The following is a 20,498-nucleotide window of genomic DNA, read 5'->3' on the forward strand; positions in this document are numbered from 1 at the left end:
AATTGGACGTCGGAGAAGTGCGACGCGAATTGCTCGCCCTGGACAAATACGTACGAACGGCCGGCGCGCGTCCCCCACGAGCGGGATGGTCCCGCTTGTGGGACGACTCGCCGGTAACCGTGAACCACACCTAAGAGGACTGAATTGTCATGTCTGCCCCCAGTGATCACTCATGGTTCCGGGCACACCCCGTGAGCCAAGAAAACATCGTGTGGCACTGGGAACAGGCCACACGCGACGAAATCGCGCAAGGAATGCGCTGGTATGCCGACGCGCACCACGTGGCAACCGCCATCGCGAACGGTGACGCCCATCTCGGCGCCGGAATGCTCGCGATTTACTCGCCCCAGCAAGGATGGATCGGCAACGTCCTTAATGCCGCTCGCGTACTGCGCGAGGGTAAGGGAATCGGCGGGCCCGGTTCCGGAATGTTCGCCACAACCGGTCAGAAACGCGCCGCTGACCGGTTGCTCGCCGGTGAGCGGTATGGGGACATCCTAAACGGTCCCAAGATCCGCGACTTTGCCCACCTGATCGAGTTCGGCGGAGATCAAGACCCGGATGACCCGCGCGTGGTGATCGACCGGCACGCGCTGTCAGTGGCGCACGGTCGCGCGCTCACGTCTGAGGAGTATGACTCCGCGCCGGTCAACGGGTTCCGTCGCAAGGACGGAACGGTTTCCCGTCGGCAGTACGACCACGTGGTGAGCCTGTACCGCCGTGCCGCGGAGCTGATCTCCGCACGCGCGGGGGAGCGGATCTCGGCGCACCAGGTTCAGGCCGTGACCTGGTTGACCCGTCAACGGCTCAACCAGGAAGCCGAACAACAGCGCGGCCCCAACCGGCTGGACAAGGGACGCAACCACGCTCGCGCGAATTCCGAACGCGCGTGGAACGAATTTCGAACCGTCTACCTGCCTGACCTGGCCACGTGCCCCGGAACGGGCTACCAGTCAGCCGCCTAAAGCATCCCGAGTGAGGTCTCACGATGACTGACACGCAACGCCATTCGATTCGGATGACCGCTATTCGGATCGGTGATCTTATCTTCCTGGACAGTTTCTCCGGACTCGTGCCGGCCAAGGTGACCGGGTACACCACGCGCGGTGAAATCACCGCGTTGGTCACCGCTACGCGGGGTGCTTACCGCCGTGGTGAACACACCACGTTCGCCCCGAGCGGTTGTGTCCCGCGCGGACACGTGCGCGTGCGTTGTGGACATTTCCGCATTTTCGGTGCGTGGACGTTTGACGGACTGCGCGAGGAATTCCAACCGCGCTGGGCCTGAACCGCGCACGCAACCGACCCAACCGGACAACGTCAAGGGAGATCACATGTCCACCGACACGGACAGCGTCGTTGAGCTCCACTATCAGTACGCCCAGAACGGCTACGTCATGACTGACGACACCTACGGCGAACAGGACGCCGATAGCGCGGTCGCGTTCACTCGTGACGGGTGCGCGTTCGTCGCATGCGAACGCGCACCGCGCGGACGGTGGCGCATCGATTCGACCGACGGGGCACCCACTCCGGTGCCACTGTCCGCCTATCGCTACCGGTTTTCGACCCTGGCGGACGCTGCGGACTACGTCGCCAAGAAATGCGGCGCCACCGTCCGCCGCGTCGATTCCTGGATCTAGCGCAACGTCCGTCTTTCCCGGACATGGCACTGAAAGTCAGCCGCGTGTCCGGCGCCCGTTCCATGACGGGCGCCGCGCAGCTCTCACCCGCGCGCAACGGTTGCAACGGCTCGGCTTTCCGTTGTGGATTGTTCGACTCATCCGCGCGCACGTCATCACCACCGTTTCCGAATCAGCAAAGGAGCTCAACCATGTTCGTGTACGGCGTGTCCCTCACCGATATTCAGCGCGTCGTACGCGACGTGTCGAGCGCGCTCTACGACGGAAACATTACCGTGCGCACCGGCGAGGATCGCAGCAACCGCGCCGGCCGCCGCGCGACGTTCACCCTGCGCGCCACCGACACGGCCGGTTGTGGCGCCAAGGGGAGCGCGTCCGCGTGCGGCAAGGGCACCGGACCGAACGGCAGGCGCCGCACGATTTCCGCGTGCTGGCACGCCCATTACGACGTGTTGGCCGAGTTGTTCGCCCGATTCCCGGTCGCTCGTGTGGTCACCGCGATTGCCACCTATACCGCGCCCACGTTCCGTGACCGCGCGCTGGCCACCGCGTCTCGGAACGTCGGCAGTCAGTTGTACCCGGTGACCGCCCCGGACTGCTGCGAATGCGACCACGCCGACTACGTCGACACCTTCGACCAGGTCGCTGGCACCGGTTACGTCGACGACTTCGACTGGATGCCGTCGGGCGACGCGATGCGTCCGAACACGGACGTCGACTACTTCCTTGATCAGCTCGACCGCGTGCTCGCGGAACAGTGACTCCTTTTCCCATCACCTCCGCACATTCACTCAATTCGACCGACGAAAGCGAGCACCACGATGACCGCCGACCACTCGACCACTCTGGATGCGCTGCGCGCCGAGCTCGCACGAGAACGCGCACGCGCTGATTCCTTCGAAGCGATCAACCGCGTGCAGGCGGCCAGCCTCGCCGAGCTGGCCAAGCGGGCGGGGAACCTCCGGTGTCAGGTTGCCGACCTGGCCGACGACGCCCTGAGCTCGAAACCCATGCCGATACAGGGCCTGCGCAACGTCACCGGCCGGATGAACGGCTTGGCGGAGAGCCTGAGCAGGTCGGCACACGGCTACGCGGGCGCACGCACCACGGACATGCTGTACCCGACCGTGGACGACGATCTCCGCGCGCACAAATGGACGCCTCGCCCCGACCGGGGCTTGGACGGCACGTTGCCGCCGATCCCGATCAGCGAGATGGGCGACCGTCGGGGCTACGCCCAAGGCTGGCACCGCGGCCCGCAGTGGATCACGTTGTGGTTCACCGGACCGACCGCCCTGGCGTACGGGGACAGCAGCGACCACGGCCGGCTCACCAGCGTCGACGCCGTGCGCGCCGTGATCACCTCCGCTCAGTCGCTGTCCGCTTCGGCGCTGGCGGAGTGGGTTGCGGCCCGCCAGAAAGCGCACACCGTGCCGTTCGACGCTCCGTATGTGCGGGTGTTCGCACATCTCCAGGCCGGGCCGTGGTCCGCGACGGACATCGACCGGTGCGACGAGTACGGCGTCCGGCGCCCCGACGGCATCGGCAACACCTCCGTGTGGGTCAGCCCGACCGATCCCGATTTCCGGCTCTATGTCTGGGGAATCGGCAACGAACCAGCCCACGTCCGTTACTGGGCCGGCCCGGTCGTCGACATGGCCCACCTCGTCCAGATCACCGGCCAGTACCGCTGACGAGTGATCACGGAATCCGCTCCCGCACACGAGGTCCCACGGCGGGTGTCGGCTGCGCTCAGCCGACACCCGCCCACCGATTGGCGCGTTGCCCACACCTCGAAGGAGATGCCTTCCCATGCCCGACAACACGAACACACACACCACCGCCGTCGTGACGCTGTGGGTCAACGGACAAGACTCCCGCGACGGCATGGCGACCCTGACTCAGATCGTCGACGCGACCGGTGAGCACACCGTCCACATCGTCACGATCGACGAACGCGCCGCCGCGTGCTACGGCATTCCTCAGCCCGTCAGCGTCATCGGTGGCCTCGTCCGAACGCGTGGCCGATGGTCACCCACCGCCTACCGCGACCGTGCGCACCTCCTAGGCGGCGGGGGACTCGTCTACTTCCTGCCGAACGCCCCAAGCCGCGTCCGCGCGGTCCGAGCGTTGCTGCGCTGGTGGTTCGTGGTCGCCCGCAGTGCCCGCGATGGCGCCGATCCGCACCACCTCGACCCATGCCAGGAATCGCCTGCGTCTCGCCGATGGCTGCTGGCCTAACCGCATCACCCTTCTCACTTCGACCACCTCACCAGTTCTCTGCTGCACCACCTTCGGCCGGAAAGGACCGACACCGCCATGTCCACCTCCTCAACCGCCACCGTGGCGGACGTCCTCGACTGCGGCCACCCGCCCACCCCAGACTCCAGCGGGATCGGCACCGGCCGCACGATCGACCCGACCACCGGCGCCACGAGCTGCTACCCGTGCTCAGACGAACGCGAACGCGAGGCCATGACCCGCGCGACCACCTTCGTCGCCTACGTGTCCTCGGCCGGCGACGCGCTGACCACCTGGCCCGGCGGACACCTGGCCACGATCGACCCCACCGACGCCCACCAGATCGGCCGGCGCACCTACACCCCGTCCGGCGGACGGTGGACCCGCTACGTCTGGCACGCCACCGACGTCGACGGAGGCCGCTGGGCCGGCATCAACGGCGGCCCTGGCCTCGTCATCCGCGTCCACCGGCTGCGCGCGTGCACCTGGCAAACCGAGTTCGGCAACGGCCGACCCCCGCGCTACTGCCACCGCCGCGCCACCCACGCCGGCCAGGGCGGCGCCTTCGACCTCTACTGCCGCACCCACGCCCGCCACGTCTTCGACCTCTACGGCTGGACCACCACCGCCCTGCCACCCCGCGCACTCGCCCAGAGCCGCGCCTGAACCCGCGCCACCACACCGAAAGGGGAGTCCCTCGTGTTCGTGAAGTTCTACGACCGCCTCGACCTGTCACGGGCCCACCTGGACGACGTGCTCACCGTGCCCGCCAACCGCGCCAAGGCGCTCGACGTGGCACGGGCCCGCCACCTTCCGCGCCAGTCGCTCACCCGCGCGACCACCCGCATGGGCCTTTGGGTCTACGTCTTCCAACTCGGTGCCGACGTCCAGCTCGGCACGGTCACCCTGGCCGGCGCCGAGCCCGGACCCGAGCACGTGGTCACGCTGCCGTTCCGCCAGCTCGACCACTACACCACCCCCGGCATGCCGTTGACCGAGATGGCCGGGCTGCTGGCCGCGGTCGCCGAGGACTACCCGCCCACCGCGCTGACCGCGCTGCTGGCCGACAGCCTCACCAAGGTCCTCGACCTGTCGGCCGACGCCCGCCGCACCGGCCGGACCGCGATCGACATCCGCGACCTCGACCGCGCCGTCACCAGCGAAGTCGCCCCCGCCGTCCGCGCCTGGCGCACCGGCGACGCCTTCCCACGCCCTCGCCTGGCCGACACAGCCTGGCCCGAACCCGTTCCGAGGTGAACACCATGCCCATCGAGGACTCCACGACCGCAACCCCGTCCGAGATCGACGAAGAGCTCGCCCGGCTCGGTATCGAGCACGCCAAGGCCACCGACACCGTCAACGGGCTCACCGCCCGCGTTCGCCGTCTGGTGAACGACGGCATGGACGAGTACGCGACCGAGTTGCGGCCCCGGATCGAGCAGGGCCGCCAGACGATCGCCGAGTGCGAGGCCGCCGCGCGCCCCCTCGATGCGGAGTTCGAGCGTCGGGGCGGCTGGACCCGCGCGTGGCTGGTCCTCAACACCGGCGGCCACGTCCACCGCACCATGGCGTGCCGAACGTGCTTCCCGTCCACCCGGTTCGCCTGGCTCACCCAGTTCTCCGGGCACGACGAGACCGAGATCGTCGAGCAGGCCGGCAAGGCCGCGTGCACCGAGTGCTACCCCAGCGCGCCGGTCGACGTCCGCAATCGGCCCAGCCGGATCAAGACCCCGGAGCAACTCGCGCGGGAAGCGGAGAAGGCCGAACGCGCGAAAGCCAAGGCCGCCAAAGCTATCACCGCACCTGACGGAACACCCTTGCGCACCAAGCAATACGGGCAGATCGACACCGAGTTCACCGCGCGGCGCTCCTACATCGACGCGCTGTCCTACGCCCGACTCCTTACCAAGCGCAACGTGGCGTTCCACCGCGACACCATCGCCGAGTATCACGAGGATGCGCAGCTCATCCTGGCCGCGCTCGCCGCCAAACACGGCCGGACCGAGGACGACGTGCGCGCCGAACTGGCGCCCAAGGTCGAAGCCAAGTGGAACCGCGAACACCGCAACTGGGGCTAATCGCTCCCGTCAGCCAACCCGTTCTCGCGAAAGGACTCACCCGATGATTCTGGTCGAAACACTGGAAGACCTGGTGCACAACTACCTCGAAAACCCCGCTCGGCCCGGCTCGGCCGTCGGCAAGGTCAACGCGCAAGACCTGGTCAGCCACGTCGTGCAGCACCTCGCCGAGCGCGGGGTCGACGTGGGATTTCACGACGGCTCACGCCTTACCCTGCCGGGCAACGCGCCCCGGCGGCCGGAGCCCGAGCGGCACCGCCTTCCCTTGGTATTCCAGGAAGACGACGGGCACGTCCGCATCTACTGCGACGGCCGCGACTGCGTCTGGTCCTGGCCGCTCTACCAGCACGCGAGCTCGCAGACCAACGGCGACACGATCACCACCGCTGTCGAGCATGCCATCCGGCGACACCGCCACTCCTGACCACTGCGGCAACCAGCTACGCACCTCAGCTCGATGCCCTCCCCAGCACCAACTTGACACGGGGAGGGCATCGCGCTGCATGGGGCTGATACACATCCGAAGGAGCTCGAACCGCCATGACTACCAACGACATTCACGATGCCCGGCAACTCATCGCCGAGATCGACGTCCCCACGGAACGCCCGCGCTGGGCGTGGTGGGCCCCCGGTGACGCCACCCGGTACCACGCCACGCTGATCAACGCAGCACCCAGCGCCAGCATGATCGGTCCCGCATCCGGCGGCACCTTCCGCGCTCTCGTGATCACGATCGACCTGTTCAGCTTGAGTCCCACCTCGATCGTGATCCCGCGGCCCAACGCCGACCTAGACCGTTACACCGCCGAGGAATGGCTCTTCCGGCGGTTTCCTGGTGGCTGGTGGGCCGGTATCCGGCCGCTGCTGGCCGCACTGGGCTGGACGCCCACGAGCGACCGCGACACCAGCTACCGCAGCACGGACCACCGCGACATCACCACGGCGCAGCGCGGCCCAGACGCCGCCCGCTAGCACCAGGCACCGCAGTTCGCCGGCCACGCGGTCGGACCATCTCACCCGCATCCACGCCACACAGGCCCGCGTCCGCGCGGCCGGCAATGAGGGCCACCCGCCTTCCGAGGAGATCATTATGAACAGCACCGCCAACACCGATCTGTCTGTCGTCGCCGGTACGGCCAACCGTGCAGCCATCTTCGAGCCGATGACGAACGAGGACGAACGGCCGACGATCACCGTCGCCGGAGTCCACGTCGCGCTCTACGTCGATCCGGCCAGCCGGCAGGTCCGAGTTTCGATCGATCTCGACGACACCGAGTCGTGGCTGCTGCGCAACGACAAGGACAGCACCGTTCCATTGCGCGTCTGCGTCCAGGGCGACGTCACGTTCGAGGGCTGACAAACCGATCGCGCGAGCGTCGACCCGCGCTCGCGCCATTCGCGCACCGCCGGACAGCTCCATTGTTCGTCCACTCAGGACATCAAATCGCGTCACGTTGATGAAGAGGTGACTCATGCACGCGTCAACCAACGAAATGCCCGGCCTCGCCACCTATGACGTCATCCTCGTCAACAGCAGCGGCGGCAAGGACTCACAAGCAATGCTCGATGAGGTCTGTACTCTCGCCGAGACTGCGGGAGTCCTCGATCGCATCACCGTCCTGCACTGCGCGCTCGGACACGTCGAGTGGCCCGGTACCAGCGAACTCGCCCGCGCCCAGGCTGAGCACTACGGGGTGCGCTACGAACAACGCCACCGCGAGCAAGGGCTGCTCCTCGACCAGGTTCGCCGCCGCGGGCGTTGGCCTTCGGCCTCGGCTCGCTACTGCACTTCGGATCAGAAGCGAGGACCTGCACGGAAACTCATCACGCAACTGGTCGCCGAGCTCGGTGATCTGGGCCGTCCGGCCCGCGTGCTGAACTGCATGGGCCTGCGCGCCGAGGAATCGCGGGCACGGCTGAAGAAGGCGCGCCTAAGCCGTGACGAGGCCGCCAGCAGCGGCCGGCGCACCGTCGACACCTGGCTTCCGATTCACGACTGGACCGAAACCCAGGTATGGCAACGCATCCATGCGTCCGGCGTGCCGTACCACCCGGCCTACGACCAGGGCATGACCCGGCTGTCGTGCTCCCTCTGCGTACTTGCCAGCCGCGCGGATCTCGTTCGCGCCGCACAACTGCGCCCGGAGCTGGCTGCTGAGTACGCCGAGCTGGAAGCCGAGATCGGGCACCGGTTCCGCAACGACCTGTCCATGGCCGAGATCATCGCCACCGCCGAGCAAGCCGCAACCGCGGAAGACACCGAGGAGACAGCCACGATCGAGCTCGGCCAAGGCCGACTGTGGTGGCCGAAGTTCGAGCGCCAGTCCGACCGTTACGGCACCGTCTTCCTGCTCACCGGCCCAGACGCCGAGGACTACGTCTCATTCGACAACGCACCCGTCGGACAACCTGGACGACTCGTCGCGATCGTGATCGAAACCCGTCGCTCCGGCCACTGCGGCGACATCGCACGGTCCCTCGCACCCGTCACGCCCTCGGTCGGCGAGGAGATCACGCTCGGCATCGGCACGTTGTTCACCGACACCGATGCCGATCTCGGCGTACCCACCGCCGTCGGCCTCGTGCCGGACGACGAACGGGACACCGACTGGCTCGACCCACGCGCCTTGTACCGCTGCCACAACCAGACCGTGCGGCTCGAACTCCGCATTGGCAGCCACACCAACGGGTGCGCGCGCGACACCACGTCACGCGCCGCCTGACAGCCCGGCCGCCGAATCCGACACGGGCAAGTCGCCCGGCCGTCATTCACCCACCTTCAGTGTCGCGCACGTGCCTTCGCGTTCGTGCGCGACGCCACAACCCCATGGAGACAGGAGAAAGGATCATGACTGACGTCACCGTGCCCCCGATCCCGTTGTCGCTACGCCACCTCCCGACCGTGGGTGGACTTGTCGTGCCCTGGATCACGCCCCGCGCGGCCGACGGTCGATACCTGTTCGGCTCGGTCGATCGCGATCGGATGGGCCGCGCCTTGCTCAACCGGTGGTGCGGAGTGTGCGGCCGGCCACTGGAGCACCGCGCCGTGCTGATGATGCGATTGTCCGACCTGCCACGGCAGTGCACGAGCGAGCCAGCGCTACACCCGTGGTGCGCCGCGTACACCAGCCAGTCCTGCCCGATGATCGGCGGACGACTGGATCACTACCGCTCGTGTCTGCCTCGGCTGGACACGAACATGCTGTCGGCACCCGACGCGTCGGCCCGCCAAGGCGCTGCTGCCGAACCGTGGTTCGCCGTGTGGCTCGCCGGCTATCGAGTCATCACCGACCACGGCAACCTCGCCGCCTCCTACGCCGGCACGAAGCCGTTGCGTATCCGGACCATCACCTGGCGCCTGCCGAACATCTTCTAACCACCGCCGTTGAGACCGCGCGGATCACCTGCCGGCAACGACATCACCACGGAGGACAACATGCAAAGGAGGACACGAACAACCACCAGGCCCCTCGACCGAATGCCTTACGTCTGGTCGTACGGGATGGGCGCGGAATCAACGGCCGGGATCCACCGCATGCTCACCGACCCGGCCGCTCGACCTGACACGGTCGCGCCGGACTTCTCAAACCTGGTCGTCGTGACCGCCCAGACTGGAGACGAGTGGAGCACCACCGGAAGACTGGTCCAGCGCTACATTCTTCCCTTGCTCCGCAAGCACAACATCCGCCTGGTCGAAGTCGCCCGCAAGGGCCCGACCAAAAAGGACGGCATCGCTGTACTTCAGGACACCAGACAACCGTACCGGCTGCACCTCGACGGAGTGTACAAGCTTTCCCGCGAGAACCGTATCACCGGCACCATGCCGCAGCTCGGCGGAGTCCGCAAGTGCAGCCAAAAGGCAAAGGGTGCACCGCAGGATGCTTGGCGGGCCAACGAGTTCGGTGACCGGTCCTACATCCACGCGATCGGATTCAACGTCCACGAGGGAACCAGGATCACGCGCGACTCCGCGTATTCCATGGGCGGACAACGAATCCCCACGTACCCGATCTACGAATGGGGATGGAGCCGACAGGACTGCCTCGACTACCTGTACCGCAAACTCGGCGTGGCGTGGCCGAAAAGTTGCTGCCGACACTGCCCCTACGCCGGCAACAAATCCGGCTGGCCCGAGCAACGCGCACGGTTCGCCTCGCTCCCAACCGAAGCGGCAGAGCACATCATCGACGAGTACGTCTGTCTGGCGCTCAACCCTCGATCCGGCCTGTTCGGGCCCGGCAAGTCACTGATCACCCGACTGCGCCGTGACCAGGTGACCGAGCCCATCGCCCTCGCCGTCAACCGCATGAAGACGATGCCGTGGGCCATCTATCGCGTACGCCGGCTCTACTACGCGCCGGCCAACGCGGCCCGATCCGTGGACAGCGTCCTGCTCGGTGGACACCGCACCGTCCACACCGCGCTGGCCGAGGTCAGCCGGCTCGTCGACATCCCGTTGACGAAGAACGAGGAGATCGCTGGAGCACCGGCCCGCGATGGCGATCGAGATGCCCACCGCCGGCTGTGGCTCCGCAGGCGCTCCGACGGGATCTATCCGACCCAGGAGGAGTTCTACACGGTCGCGCCCGCCCAGGCACAGGACAAGGAGCTCGACAGCTTCGCCGACGCCTGGGTCGACCACACCGACGAGGCACTGGTCCGGCTGGAACGCCGCGTCGACACGGCTGTCGCCGTCGTGCAGCAAGCCCTCGTCGAGGGCCAGCGCCGCAGCAACGCGGCCTGAACCCCTCACCGAAATTTATGTTCTCTTTGAAGGGATACCGCTATGTCTCGTTTCGACTTGCACCCTGCGCACATCGACGGACTCGTCAACGCTGGCCTGCAATTCGGCCTGATCGGCGTCTTCGACGACCTCGCTCCGGTCGGCCAGATGCTGCTTCAGCAGCACCGACCCCGCCGCGACGTCGAGCAGGAGGACGGTGAGCCGCCGGACTACGTCGCGACGGTGACCGACCGCGTGCTGCATCCGATCGCGGTGCTGTGCCTGCTGGAGTGCTACGAGTACCAGACCAGCGGCACGATCGGCTGGCATACAAGCGAGGCGCACGCCTGGACGCAGCGCCTACGCGAGACGGTGCTGACCCGGCTACCCGCCGAGGCCAAAGCCACTGTGCGCCATGGCGCCGACTACGTCCCGGCCTACCGGCTTCTCGCGGCGTACACCGAGACACCGTGGGGCATCACGGAACTCGACCAGATCCCCGAACTCGGGGACGGCGTCATCGAGGTCCCGGTCGTCCGGAAGGGACTGCGCGCGGAGATCCTGACCGGCCCGATCCACTGCCCGAACAACGGTCTGTCATCCCGCGTCCGCTACGTGACCATCCTCGGCGTTGGGGAGGAGCGGACGCTGCCCGCGTTCGCCCGGATTTTCGAACCCTCGGACGACGCGCCGGGCGTCTACCTGCTGTTCCAGTACGGCCGCTTCGTTGCGCGCCCGGCCGATGCCCCGCCCGGCAAGTGGTTCATGGCCTCCGGTGCTCACCTGCACACCAGCGATTCTCGCTGGGAGGAGCTGATCGGTCACCGCCTGCCCATCCCGCTGCACGACCGCACCGAGCCCTAGGCGAACCAGCGCCAACCGCACTCGCGAAGCCCGCGGACCCGCACAAACCCAACCCATCAAGGAGTTGAACCATGCCTGCACACGACGAACTGCACGCCCGCTTGTTCCTTCTGCACGCGGCCGAACCACCCGCACCCGCCATTCACCACTACGTCGCCGTCCACGGGCCGGTCGATGCCGTCGCGCAGATTCGACACGGCACAGCCCCCGCCGCCGTGCTCAGCGAGATCAGGCGGCCCGACGCCCGGATCGACGACGACCTGCGCGCCCTCGACAGCGGCACGGCGCGGCTGCTCACGCCCGAAGACGGCGACTGGCCGCTCGGGCGACTGACCGGCCTGGCCAGCCTCGGCGTCCCGCTCGCGCTGTGGGTGCGCGGCAGCGGCTCGTTGGCCGAGCTCACCAGCCTCGCCGTCACGGTCACCGGCGCACGTGCTTCCTCGGCGTACGGAAACACGATCGCCGCGGACCTCGGCTACGAGCTCGGCCGCGCCGGGGTGACCGTCGTCAGCGGCGGCGGTCTCGGCGTGGACGAGGAGGCGCACCGCGGCGCATTGGCTGCTGACGGTCGGACGGTGGTGGTGCTCGCCAACGGGGTCGACCGGACCTATCCGCACCAGCACGCTCGGCTCTACCAGACCGTGATCGCGCAGGGCGGATTGCTGGTCAGCGAGTACCCGATCGGCACGCCACCGGCCCGCATCCGGTTCCACGCGCGGTGCCGGCTGCTGGCTGCTCTCGCCGCGGCGACCGTCATCGTCGAGGCAGGGCAGCGCAGCGGTGCCCTCGCCGTCGCCCGTGCCGCCGGAGAGCTCGCCCGCCGGGTCTACGGCGTGCCGGGACCGATCCACTCCGCCACGTCGAAGGGCGTGAACGAGCTGCTGCGCACCGGCGCCGCCACCGTGGCCACCTCGGTCGAGCACATCAACTACCAGGAGGGAGTGCGATGACCGGCCCTGACGCCTTCCGAGCCGCCCTGGCTGCCCTCGACCTGCCACCCGAGTGGCAGGTCGAGGTGGCCATCCGTCCGCGGCGCCGTACGACCGGCATTCAGGTCAATCCGGGAGGCGGTATCGCCGTACTGATCCCGCCGACGGCCGCCCCGGAGCAGGTTGCACGGTTTGTTGGCAGCCATCGTCGATGGATCACCGAGAAGGTCGTCACCGCCACGCGGTTGGCTCCGGATCACGCGGTCAAGGAGTTCGTCAACGGCGAGGAGTTCGACCTCCTCGGCCTGCGCTACCGGCTCCAGCTCGTCGACGGCTCGTCCGCGGGTGCCGCACGTCTGCCTCTGATCACGTCCGACGGCCTCCTGTCTGTGCGGAGACAGCGGCGAGAGCTGGTCCGACGTGCGGTGATCGGGGTGTACCAGCAGGCCGGGCTCGCCTGGTTGCGCCGCGAAGGACGCCAGTACGAACTGGATGGCCGCATCACCGGCCTGAGCTACGCGGTTCGCGATCTCGGACGGCACCGCTGGGGCATCTACGAGGGACCGCCGAAGCACGCTACGACGCTGCACTGGGCCGTGTTCGGCCTGCCGATGCCGCTTATCGAGTACGCGCTCGCCCACGAGCAGGCGCACGCCACCCAGCCCAGCGGACGCGCCCACGGCCGTGCCTGGCAACGGCGGATGTACCTCTGGATGCCGGACTGGCAGCAGCGCCGAACAGAACTGGCCGAGATCGGCCGTCACGCCTGGCTTGGCGACTGGGTCGCCAGGTCATGAACGCCATAGTTCGTCCGCTCGGCAGCCAAGGCTCTCGTGCCGGACCGGCAGCTTCGGCCGGTCCGACGCGAGGTCCACGGTGTCGAATGACAGTGTGGTCGTCTACACCGTGATACAACATACGTGGCGGTCAGCGCGACCGGCGTGAGGAGCGAGCCGGAAAGGGCAGGAAGTGGACAAGGAACAGCACTTCGAGCTGCTTCGCGAGAGCGCGGCCGAAGTCAAGAAGCTCACCGACCAGATGGAGAGCATCCGTGATCAAGAAGCGGCGCTGCAGGCCCAACGGGTCACGACGCTCAAAGAACTCAAGACAGCCCGTGACGTGCGGTTTCAGCGTATGACCGCCGCCATCGAGGACCGAGTCCCGAAGGCTCAGGTCGCCCGCGAACTGGGGATGGACCGGACCAACCTGTACAAGCTGCTCGAAGGCAAGGACGACGGCGTCGAGGCGTGAGTCACCAGCTGACCACGAGACCAGCCGCAGGGAGGCGGACGCTGGGGCCGCGACTCGCCGCCTGCCGGACCCGAAAGCCTCCGAGTGCGCTCTGCGCTAGCACGCGCGTCATCGGCGGAGCGCCTCAATCGAGTTGGGCCGCCCGCGCGAAGTCGACTCCCTCTATCAGGCCGAGACCAACCTCGTCGAGATTCGGCAGCGTCCCACGTCCGTAGTAGCCGGCGTGAAAATGCAGCTCCAGGCCGCGCACCCAGCGCACGTCGGATGTCGGCTCGCGACGTTGGAGAGTCATCGGTTGACCGGCGTCTCGGGGCGGCCACAACCGGATGGCTTCAGCGGTCCGTTCGTGAGGATGCTCGACGGGCCAGCCGGGGTGGTACAGCAGCGTGACGGACAGGAACCGCAGACCGTGCTGGGCGACCTGGAACACGTGTTCCTGACCGTCCGCATGCACTCGGGGAAGTTGCATCGCCACTTTGCGGGGGTGGGGCTGGTCAGGCTGCCGACCGATCCAGAGCGACAGACTCGACGGCGGCGTCTCGCCGGTGATCGTCCATCGGTAGAGATCGGCGGGTGGGGCGGGAGACCACACGTACGGCCGAGAGCCGGGATCGGTGTGCCTGACTCGGTGATGGGAGCGGAAGAGCGCGGTTTTCATGAACCACTCCGCCGCGGTGTTAGCCTCCTCGGCGGTGAGCTCGACGTCAGAACTACCCAGGATCCTGCGGATCACCGGCTTGGCTGGCTTCTCGAAGCGGCGGTCGAGTTCCCCGTTGCACGACATGCAGCACGGCAGGAAGACGCGAGGGAAGACGGCGTTGCGCCGCGGCACGCCATCGCGGTTGGTGACAGCGCGCCCGTTCCTCTCGGTGACATACGGTCCGTCGGAGACAGGGAACTCCTTTAGGAGCCACTGGGGCCACACGTGCTCACCCGTGGGCGTCGAAGGCTCTGAGCCGCATAGGAAGCAGTTCTCACTGGGGGTGAACACCTCGTCATTGTGCCTCAGTGGACCCGTGGCCCGTGATGTATTTCGTTGAGCACGACCTGGCGTGCCGCGACGTCGACCACGAGCAGGCCCGAGCGGGACGCACTGCTGAGTCGCTCCAGCCCGGTCAGGCTGGAGCGACCGGCCAGCAAGAACAGGTGCCCAGGTACATCTGGAATCGTCGAGGTACGAAGGGAACTACATCCGAGAATCGACGGTGGGGCGCGAGGCGGCGAGATAGTCGTCGCCGCCCCAACGGTACCCACTGACCTGAATCGGCTGTCCAAAGTCAGGCGCGTGCACCATCTTTCCAGCCCCGATGTACAACCCGACATGGTGGACGTTGCCCGGCGTGCCGTAGAAGACGAGGTCTCCGGGCAGCAGTGGCTGTCCGGCCGGCACCAGCGGACCGGCGTTGTATTGCGTTTGGGCCGTACGCGGCAGTGCGATGCTGGCTGCGTTGTAGGCCGCCATGGTCAATCCAGAGCAGTCGAAGCCCTTGTCTCCGTTGGCCGGCCCGTTCCCTCCCCAGACGTACGGCAGGCCGATCTGGCCACATGCGAAGTTGATTGCCATTGCGGTCGCCGGGTTCGGCGCCTGGATGTTCTTACAGTCGCCGGTGCCGACCATGGCGTCGCCGTATTTCTTCGCCTGCGCAAGAACATCGTTGACGTACCAGTCGGCGTGGTTGTAAGCAAAGATCGCCCTGCGGATGTCTTTGGGCGCTCCGGAGTCGCAGAGGTAGTACGCCGCGGCGTAGATCGCGTCATGCGGGTTGTATCGGGACGGAGGTGTGGATCCTCCTGCTGGCAACGGGTGCCGTGCAACAACAATGTCGAATGTGGACTGAAGGAACTGCATGGGTCCGCCAGCCCCCGCGTAGTTTTCTCCGCTGGAAACGCCGGGCAACGTTGATCGGCCGTGGTTGGTTTCGATCTTGCCGATGGCTGCGAGGATCGACCAGTCCAGGCCGGGGCATGCGGTCACGGCTTGCTGGTAGAGGGCGAGGTAGTTGCCGGGGATGTCGGCGAGTGCTTCCTGGCTGGGCTGGGTGCTGTTGCTGCCGAAGAGAGCCTTGACGACGGCTTGCCCGATGCCGCCGATCAGCATGGGGATGGCGATGATGGCCGCGACAGCGGCAACGGCGATCTTCATAAGGTCACCTCCGGAAGCGGCTGGTGGGTGCGGATGGCGGGAGCGGGTCCGGCGCGGTGAGTTCTGCTGGTCCCTGCTGGGGTGAGGGCGTCGTCGTCGACGGCGCTGCGGCGGGCGGGTCGGCGTGGGGCCAGAGTTGAGCGAGCTCGACGAGCCGTAGCCGGCCCGGCCGCCGTGATGGCGGGCCGGAGATCGGCAGCCACCGAGCGGCAGCGGGGTTGTTCTCGCCGGCCACTCCCGCGACGTCCGCGGCGCTGGTGGCTACCGGCACTAGGGCAGGACGGTCCAGTTGGGACAGTGCGTCAGCGAGTGCCCTGCGTGCGTTGGTTTCGCGGCGGTTGGTGGGCAGCCACACCAGCACTGGTGTGGTGATTCCCGTTGCGGTGGCGAGCTTTTCGTAGCCGTGGAGCTTGCGTCCGAGCTTGCCGAGATCTTCGGTGCCGAAGTCGAATTCGAGGAAGAATTCGATCTGGTGGCCGTCCTCGCGCCAGCGTCCGTAGGCGTCCGGGCGGACCACGTCGCCGAACAGCCGCCCACAGCGCAGCTCGGACCACCACGCGGTCAGCCGTCCGCGTGCGCCGGCCCGCCTGCTAAGTGCCACGAGGGTGGTGAAGAATCCGTTGATGCCGACGGTGTGTGCCAGGCGAAGTGAGTGGGCGATGCCGATGGCGTCTTCATGGCGGTAGCCGAGTTGCTTAGGATTCAGGCCGTCCTCATAGGCCAGGGCGACCGAGCCGGCGATGTCGAGCACGTAATGCATGGGGGACGTGCCCGTGGTGACGAACGGCTGAAACCTGTCCAGCACTCGCCATTTGTAGAGGTCGAGCAAGCGGTGGTTGGCCGCGCGCACGCTCGGGTAGCAGAGTTCCGCGATCTGCTGGGTGGTGAGCACCTTGTGCTCGTGCAGCATGCGAGCCAGCCATCGGTCCCGGAGGGTGAGCCGCCCGGCGAGCTGGGCGTGGTGTTCTCCGGTGGTGGCCGCGCGTGGTGTGGGGCGTTGCGGCATGTGTCCGCGCAATGCCCGCTGTGGCGTGGGATTGGAAATCATGGGTACGCACCTCCCAGTCGTGGGCAGTAGTTGGCGAAGGACGAGGAGCGCAGGACCGGCTCAACGGGCCGCGACGTGCGCTAGGTGACCCGCATGGCGCTGCGGGAGAATGAATCCGGCGGAGCTAGGCCGCTCGGCGTGGGTCTACGGTCGCCTGTCCGGACCGGGTCGTGGCGGTGTCCGCATCGGCGACCGGCGGACGTGTGTTGATCTTTGCTGCCTTGCGGATTGCCTTGGCGCGTCCGGGAATCGCGGGCCGGAGTTTCTCGGTGATCGCGGTGAACGGTGGGGCTTCCTCGCCGCCCAGGACCAGGCGGGCGGCGACGTGGTAGACGCCGAGGTTGGACAGGTCGTGATCAGAAAGCCGCGGCATGGTGTGGCGCGCGAGGCGTTTCGCGTCTTCGGGTGACGCGTTGAAGAAGATCTTCGAACGGGCGTTGGTGCTGATGCCTTCTTCGAGTTCCTTCGGCAGCTGCCCGAGATACTGGTGTGCCAACGCCATGGAGAGCCGGTAGCCGCGGGCCTCGGCGAGCATGTCCTCCAACGGATACGCGAGGTTCAAGAAGTTGTGACACTCGTCGACGTATAGGCCGCAATCGCGGCGTTGCCGTTGCGGGACGCGCGCCCGGCGGGTGGCGGCTTGCCAGGTGCGGGCCACCACAATCGACCCGACCAGTCGCGCGGTTTCCATGCCCAGGGCGTCCCGAGCGATCCGGACCAGGCAGATACCGCCGGTGTTGAGCACCTCGTCCATGTCCACTGTGGACGCGCCGCCCGCGATGGCGGCGCGGACGAACGGGCGCAACAAGAAGCCGCGGACCTTGTTCATCAGCGGTGCGATCACTTGTGCGCGTGAGGCTTCGGACAGGTCGTCGTACCAGGACCAGAAGCCCTTGAGCACGTCATCGTCGATCTGGTCGCAGGCCCGAGCTCGGAACGCTGGCACGGTCAGCAGCTTCGGCAGGTCAATCAGGGTTGGTGTGCCGGGCATCGCGGTGAGGGTGAGCAGCCCGGCGCGCAGGATGTCGTCGGTGCGCGGCCCCCACGAGGAGGCGTAGATCCGAGAGAAGATGCTCACGAGGTTGTCGACCGCGCGATTCTTGTCCTCTCCCTCCAAGGGATTTAGCACGGGCGGGCGGGACCTGCTGTCGGCGTCGAAGAGCACGACCTTCTCGCCGAGCTCCTCGGGCAGTCGCATCAGGATGTCCGAGACGAGATCACCCTTCGGATCGACGACCACCACGCCGCGGCCGGCCTCGGCGTCGTCGAGGATCATTCGGGCCATCAATTCGGACTTGCCGGAGCCGGTGGCTCCGAGGATGTGCAGGTGATGGCGAGCGTCGGCGACGTGCAGGCCGACCGGGCGGGAGTGCCCGGAGTCCGACAATCCAAGGGGCTTGATCAGGTCGCCGGTTGTGGCGATGCCGGGCGGCGGCGGTACCGCTCGCGCCCCGGCCCGTTGCAGGCCGGGAGTGGCGTCGTCGATCGGCAGGTGTGCGATCGCGGCCAACTCGGGGATCGACAGCAGGTCACCCTTGCCGAGCCAGCGTTCTGCCAACACAGTGGTCGGCTGACGCAGCCGGACCCGGCGGTAGTAGTTGTGCTCGGAGTACGCGGCGAACGCCGAGGCGATCGCATGCCCGCGGCCCCGCAGCACCTCCCGCACGGCCTGGATCTCGCCGGGCGTCGCGTCCTCGGGGACGGTGGTGGCGACGGCATAGCGGATGCGGGTCTCGAACTGGTTGGCGCGCAGCTTCTCCACGACCACCCGGTCCTGGGCGGCGTATTCCAGGCTGGTTTGCCGATCCAACTGCGGAGTCCGCGTGCTGGTCGACGTCTTGGCGGTCTTGCCGGGCGTGATGGCGTCGAGCATCCGGCCGACCAGGTTGACCGAGCCGCCCGCGTGCACCCGGCGGGCTGCCCTGCGGGCCTTGGTCACCCGGTGGCCGGCGACCGGGCGGGCGAGGAGCTGGACGCACGCGCGTTCGTGCGGGCCGAGTCCGACCGGCGCGCCGAGCAGCGCTCGGATCGGGTCAGCAGGGTGATCAGTGCGGATCGGCAGGGCCTCCGAGCGCGCCAGCCGCAGCTCACCGCCGACCGCTTCGACCTGTCGACCGGCCGCAGCAGTGAGCGGGATCGGCGGCTTGGCCGGGGTAGTGCGAGTGTGGGCACCAGGCCAGGCCGCTTCGATCGCGCGCTCGACCATGCCAGGCGGCACGAGACCCGGCACCCATAGCCGGATCTGCACGCCGTCGTCGGTGAACGTCAACTCAAAACCGAGGTGCGGCTGCCCGCTGAACCGGCGCCGCCAGCCTGGTCGGAGCAAGCCGACCAAGTTGGACCACACCGTGATCGCGCCGGACGGGTCGACCGTCGGCGGCGCCAGCACGGTGACCAGCCGGGCGTCGGTGACCAGCTTGTCGTGGTAGCGCCGACGCCACCGCCGACGCGCGACAACGGCGGTAGTGATGGCGACCGCGAGGATCGGCCCTGCGATCGGGCCCCAGTTCAGCGCGAGGTCGCGCAGGTGGGCCAGCACGTTCTCAAACGCGCCGAGTGGGTCGCGCAGGTAGTCGCCGACCGGCGACGCGAGCACACCGACCGCCGGATCGGTACGCGGTTGGGAGATAGAGGAAACGGGTTCGGCGATGAGAGACCAGGACATCGAAGACCTCCCCACGAGGGCGGCGACGGAACAGGGAATGAGCTGAGCCGTGTCAGGCAGCCCACGGCCGGTCGGCCTGCTGTGAAGTGCGACCGGGTTCGCTGGGCTCGGCTGCGGGACGGGTGTTGTCGACGACCAGGCGGAAATGCCGGCGGCGCTGGCGGGCGGTGCGTTCGGCGTCGACCTCGGCTTGCCATTCGGAGAACCGGCGGCCCGCCAGCCGCTTGAGGTAGGCGGGGATCCGATTGGCCGGCACCCCCACCAGCCGCGGGCCGAGCACCGCGAGCAGGTCGCTGGCTTCCTGCGAGGCCCACCCGGCGGCGGCGATCGCCGCGTCGTCGGGAAACACGTCGGCCACCCGGTCTGTAGCGGGATCCAGGGCGGCATCCTGCGTTCCACCGTAGGAATAGACCCACAGGAAATTCGCGGGTGGGTTCGGTTCGGTGAGTCGACGGAACCTGTCGACTTCCTTCGTGTACGCATAGAAATTCACGTCGGGGCGGGCGCGACAGATGCGCAGCCATGCCAGCAAATAGGCGTCACTGAAGAAGTCGCCCGCGTCGTGAATCCTGATCCAGGCGCCGTGAAATTTGGGGGCGCCCAACTCGGCGACCATGGCGGTTTCCCAGCCGGGCAGGTCGTCGAGGACGAACATCAGGTTGGCTTGGTGCTTGGCGCGCACGACTGGCCACGTGTAGGTGCCGTGGCGGGCGTAGCACGCCTGTGCGCAGATTCCGGCGCTGGGACAGGTGTTGAAGGTGCGGCCGTCATCCAGGCGGCCGGCCCACGCAGGCAGGGACCAGTTCCACACGCCGATCTGGCGCATCTCACTGTTCTGTGTGAGCAATCGGGCAGGGCGGCGAACGTCGCCGGATATGGGCTGTGATGCGGACATGGGTATCCCCTGAGTGGT

At 67.6% G+C, this 20,498-nt stretch carries 23 protein-coding genes; 18 read left to right on the forward strand and 5 right to left on the reverse strand.

Going from position 1 to position 20,498, the window contains the following annotated elements; all coding sequences use genetic code 11:
* Window positions 1–191: 191 nt before the first annotated feature.
* The 18 genes from ABD156_RS29100 to ABD156_RS29185 all read left to right on the forward strand — a co-directional run bounded on the left by ABD156_RS29100 (window position 192) and on the right by ABD156_RS29185 (window position 13,729).
* Window positions 192–965: a DUF7178 family protein gene (locus tag ABD156_RS29100; protein ID WP_344280675.1), complete on the forward strand. Its 774-nt coding sequence runs from the start codon at window positions 192–194 to the stop codon at window positions 963–965.
* Window positions 966–1,334: 369 nt separating this feature from the next.
* Window positions 1,335–1,643, forward strand: a complete 309-nt coding sequence (locus tag ABD156_RS29105) for a hypothetical protein (RefSeq protein ID WP_344280678.1) — start codon at window positions 1,335–1,337, stop codon at window positions 1,641–1,643.
* A gap of 23 nt (window positions 1,644–1,666) precedes the next feature.
* A complete protein-coding gene (locus ABD156_RS29110; protein ID WP_344280681.1) occupies window positions 1,667–2,404 on the forward strand; it encodes a hypothetical protein in 738 nt (245 codons plus the stop codon).
* Between the two features lie 60 nt (window positions 2,405–2,464).
* The gene (locus ABD156_RS29115) at window positions 2,465–3,337 is read left to right on the forward strand and encodes a hypothetical protein (RefSeq protein ID WP_344280683.1); all 873 of its coding nucleotides are present in this window, start codon (window positions 2,465–2,467) and stop codon (window positions 3,335–3,337) included.
* A gap of 118 nt (window positions 3,338–3,455) precedes the next feature.
* The gene (locus ABD156_RS29120) at window positions 3,456–3,884 is read left to right on the forward strand and encodes a hypothetical protein (RefSeq protein ID WP_344280686.1); all 429 of its coding nucleotides are present in this window, start codon (window positions 3,456–3,458) and stop codon (window positions 3,882–3,884) included.
* Between the two features lie 78 nt (window positions 3,885–3,962).
* Window positions 3,963–4,550, forward strand: coding sequence for a hypothetical protein (locus ABD156_RS29125; protein ID WP_344280689.1), 588 nt, complete (start codon window positions 3,963–3,965; stop codon window positions 4,548–4,550).
* A 33-nt stretch (window positions 4,551–4,583) separates the two neighbouring features.
* Window positions 4,584–5,141 carry a hypothetical protein gene (locus tag ABD156_RS29130; RefSeq protein WP_344280691.1) on the forward strand — a complete coding sequence of 186 codons (558 nt, stop codon included), beginning with the start codon at window positions 4,584–4,586 and terminating at the stop codon, window positions 5,139–5,141.
* A 5-nt stretch (window positions 5,142–5,146) separates the two neighbouring features.
* Window positions 5,147–5,962 (forward strand): hypothetical protein, encoded by an 816-nt coding sequence (locus ABD156_RS29135; protein ID WP_344280693.1) that lies wholly within the window; start codon window positions 5,147–5,149, stop codon window positions 5,960–5,962.
* A 43-nt stretch (window positions 5,963–6,005) separates the two neighbouring features.
* A complete protein-coding gene (locus tag ABD156_RS29140) occupies window positions 6,006–6,386 on the forward strand; it encodes a hypothetical protein (protein ID WP_344280696.1) in 381 nt (126 codons plus the stop codon).
* 116 nt (window positions 6,387–6,502) lie between these two features.
* Window positions 6,503–6,934 carry a hypothetical protein gene (locus ABD156_RS29145; RefSeq protein ID WP_344280699.1) on the forward strand — a complete coding sequence of 144 codons (432 nt, stop codon included), beginning with the start codon at window positions 6,503–6,505 and terminating at the stop codon, window positions 6,932–6,934.
* A 118-nt stretch (window positions 6,935–7,052) separates the two neighbouring features.
* Window positions 7,053–7,319, forward strand: a complete 267-nt coding sequence (locus ABD156_RS29150) for a hypothetical protein (protein WP_344280705.1) — start codon at window positions 7,053–7,055, stop codon at window positions 7,317–7,319.
* 115 nt (window positions 7,320–7,434) lie between these two features.
* Window positions 7,435–8,685 carry a phosphoadenosine phosphosulfate reductase domain-containing protein gene (locus tag ABD156_RS29155; protein WP_344280708.1) on the forward strand — a complete coding sequence of 417 codons (1,251 nt, stop codon included), beginning with the start codon at window positions 7,435–7,437 and terminating at the stop codon, window positions 8,683–8,685.
* A gap of 125 nt (window positions 8,686–8,810) precedes the next feature.
* Window positions 8,811–9,338, forward strand: a complete 528-nt coding sequence (locus ABD156_RS29160) for a hypothetical protein (RefSeq protein ID WP_344280710.1) — start codon at window positions 8,811–8,813, stop codon at window positions 9,336–9,338.
* Between the two features lie 159 nt (window positions 9,339–9,497).
* A complete protein-coding gene (locus tag ABD156_RS29165; protein ID WP_344280713.1) occupies window positions 9,498–10,706 on the forward strand; it encodes a hypothetical protein in 1,209 nt (402 codons plus the stop codon).
* Window positions 10,707–10,748: 42 nt separating this feature from the next.
* Complete coding sequence (locus tag ABD156_RS29170) at window positions 10,749–11,549, forward strand: hypothetical protein (protein WP_344280716.1); 801 nt, start codon at window positions 10,749–10,751, stop codon at window positions 11,547–11,549.
* Window positions 11,550–11,620: 71 nt separating this feature from the next.
* The gene (dprA, locus tag ABD156_RS29175; protein ID WP_344280718.1) at window positions 11,621–12,499 is read left to right on the forward strand and encodes a DNA-processing protein DprA; all 879 of its coding nucleotides are present in this window, start codon (window positions 11,621–11,623) and stop codon (window positions 12,497–12,499) included.
* Window positions 12,496–13,275, forward strand: coding sequence for a M48 family metallopeptidase (locus tag ABD156_RS29180; RefSeq protein ID WP_344280721.1), 780 nt, complete (start codon window positions 12,496–12,498; stop codon window positions 13,273–13,275). The genes dprA and ABD156_RS29180 overlap by 4 nt, the downstream gene beginning before the upstream one ends.
* A gap of 172 nt (window positions 13,276–13,447) precedes the next feature.
* Window positions 13,448–13,729: a hypothetical protein gene (locus ABD156_RS29185; RefSeq protein ID WP_344280724.1), complete on the forward strand. Its 282-nt coding sequence runs from the start codon at window positions 13,448–13,450 to the stop codon at window positions 13,727–13,729.
* A gap of 124 nt (window positions 13,730–13,853) precedes the next feature.
* Here ABD156_RS29185 and ABD156_RS29190 read toward each other — a convergent pair whose 3' ends face one another.
* The 5 genes from ABD156_RS29190 to ABD156_RS29210 form a co-directional block, all read right to left on the reverse strand.
* Window positions 13,854–14,720 carry a hypothetical protein gene (locus ABD156_RS29190; RefSeq protein ID WP_344280727.1) on the reverse strand — a complete coding sequence of 289 codons (867 nt, stop codon included), beginning with the start codon at window positions 14,718–14,720 and terminating at the stop codon, window positions 13,854–13,856.
* A 195-nt stretch (window positions 14,721–14,915) separates the two neighbouring features.
* Window positions 14,916–15,872: a C40 family peptidase gene (locus ABD156_RS29195; RefSeq protein WP_344280730.1), complete on the reverse strand. Its 957-nt coding sequence runs from the start codon at window positions 15,870–15,872 to the stop codon at window positions 14,916–14,918.
* Window positions 15,873–15,876: 4 nt separating this feature from the next.
* Window positions 15,877–16,920 (reverse strand): replication-relaxation family protein, encoded by a 1,044-nt coding sequence (locus tag ABD156_RS29200; protein ID WP_344280733.1) that lies wholly within the window; start codon window positions 16,918–16,920, stop codon window positions 15,877–15,879.
* Window positions 16,921–17,044: 124 nt separating this feature from the next.
* Window positions 17,045–19,585 (reverse strand): helicase HerA domain-containing protein, encoded by a 2,541-nt coding sequence (locus ABD156_RS29205; protein WP_344280736.1) that lies wholly within the window; start codon window positions 19,583–19,585, stop codon window positions 17,045–17,047.
* A gap of 52 nt (window positions 19,586–19,637) precedes the next feature.
* The gene (locus ABD156_RS29210) at window positions 19,638–20,480 is read right to left on the reverse strand and encodes a GP88 family protein (RefSeq protein ID WP_344280739.1); all 843 of its coding nucleotides are present in this window, start codon (window positions 20,478–20,480) and stop codon (window positions 19,638–19,640) included.
* Window positions 20,481–20,498 lie beyond the last annotated feature (18 nt).

Source organism: Amycolatopsis albidoflavus (assembly GCF_039525725.1).
Taxonomy (GTDB): Bacteria; Actinomycetota; Actinomycetes; order Mycobacteriales; family Pseudonocardiaceae; genus Amycolatopsis; species Amycolatopsis albidoflava.

Excerpts from the sequence above, each read along its gene's own strand:
- ABD156_RS29180 (WP_344280721.1), top strand. The coding sequence starts at position 12,496 with ATGACCGGCCCTGACGCCTTCCGAGCCGCCCTGGCTGCCCTCGACCTG.
- ABD156_RS29120 (WP_344280686.1), top strand. The coding sequence starts at position 3,456 with ATGCCCGACAACACGAACACACACACCACCGCCGTCGTGACGCTGTGG.
- ABD156_RS29155 (WP_344280708.1), top strand. The coding sequence starts at position 7,435 with ATGCACGCGTCAACCAACGAAATGCCCGGCCTCGCCACCTATGACGTC.
- ABD156_RS29115 (WP_344280683.1), top strand. The coding sequence starts at position 2,465 with ATGACCGCCGACCACTCGACCACTCTGGATGCGCTGCGCGCCGAGCTC.
- ABD156_RS29125 (WP_344280689.1), top strand. The coding sequence starts at position 3,963 with ATGTCCACCTCCTCAACCGCCACCGTGGCGGACGTCCTCGACTGCGGC.
- ABD156_RS29205 (WP_344280736.1), bottom strand. The coding sequence starts at position 19,585 with ATGTCCTGGTCTCTCATCGCCGAACCCGTTTCCTCTATCTCCCAACCG.
- ABD156_RS29165 (WP_344280713.1), top strand. The coding sequence starts at position 9,498 with ATGCTCACCGACCCGGCCGCTCGACCTGACACGGTCGCGCCGGACTTC.
- ABD156_RS29195 (WP_344280730.1), bottom strand. The coding sequence starts at position 15,872 with ATGAAGATCGCCGTTGCCGCTGTCGCGGCCATCATCGCCATCCCCATG.
- ABD156_RS29110 (WP_344280681.1), top strand. The coding sequence starts at position 1,667 with ATGGCACTGAAAGTCAGCCGCGTGTCCGGCGCCCGTTCCATGACGGGC.
- ABD156_RS29170 (WP_344280716.1), top strand. The coding sequence starts at position 10,749 with ATGTCTCGTTTCGACTTGCACCCTGCGCACATCGACGGACTCGTCAAC.
- ABD156_RS29135 (WP_344280693.1), top strand. The coding sequence starts at position 5,147 with ATGCCCATCGAGGACTCCACGACCGCAACCCCGTCCGAGATCGACGAA.
- ABD156_RS29210 (WP_344280739.1), bottom strand. The coding sequence starts at position 20,480 with ATGTCCGCATCACAGCCCATATCCGGCGACGTTCGCCGCCCTGCCCGA.
- dprA (WP_344280718.1), top strand. The coding sequence starts at position 11,621 with ATGCCTGCACACGACGAACTGCACGCCCGCTTGTTCCTTCTGCACGCG.
- ABD156_RS29150 (WP_344280705.1), top strand. The coding sequence starts at position 7,053 with ATGAACAGCACCGCCAACACCGATCTGTCTGTCGTCGCCGGTACGGCC.
- ABD156_RS29200 (WP_344280733.1), bottom strand. The coding sequence starts at position 16,920 with ATGATTTCCAATCCCACGCCACAGCGGGCATTGCGCGGACACATGCCG.
- ABD156_RS29105 (WP_344280678.1), top strand. The coding sequence starts at position 1,335 with ATGTCCACCGACACGGACAGCGTCGTTGAGCTCCACTATCAGTACGCC.
- ABD156_RS29145 (WP_344280699.1), top strand. The coding sequence starts at position 6,503 with ATGACTACCAACGACATTCACGATGCCCGGCAACTCATCGCCGAGATC.
- ABD156_RS29140 (WP_344280696.1), top strand. The coding sequence starts at position 6,006 with ATGATTCTGGTCGAAACACTGGAAGACCTGGTGCACAACTACCTCGAA.
- ABD156_RS29160 (WP_344280710.1), top strand. The coding sequence starts at position 8,811 with ATGACTGACGTCACCGTGCCCCCGATCCCGTTGTCGCTACGCCACCTC.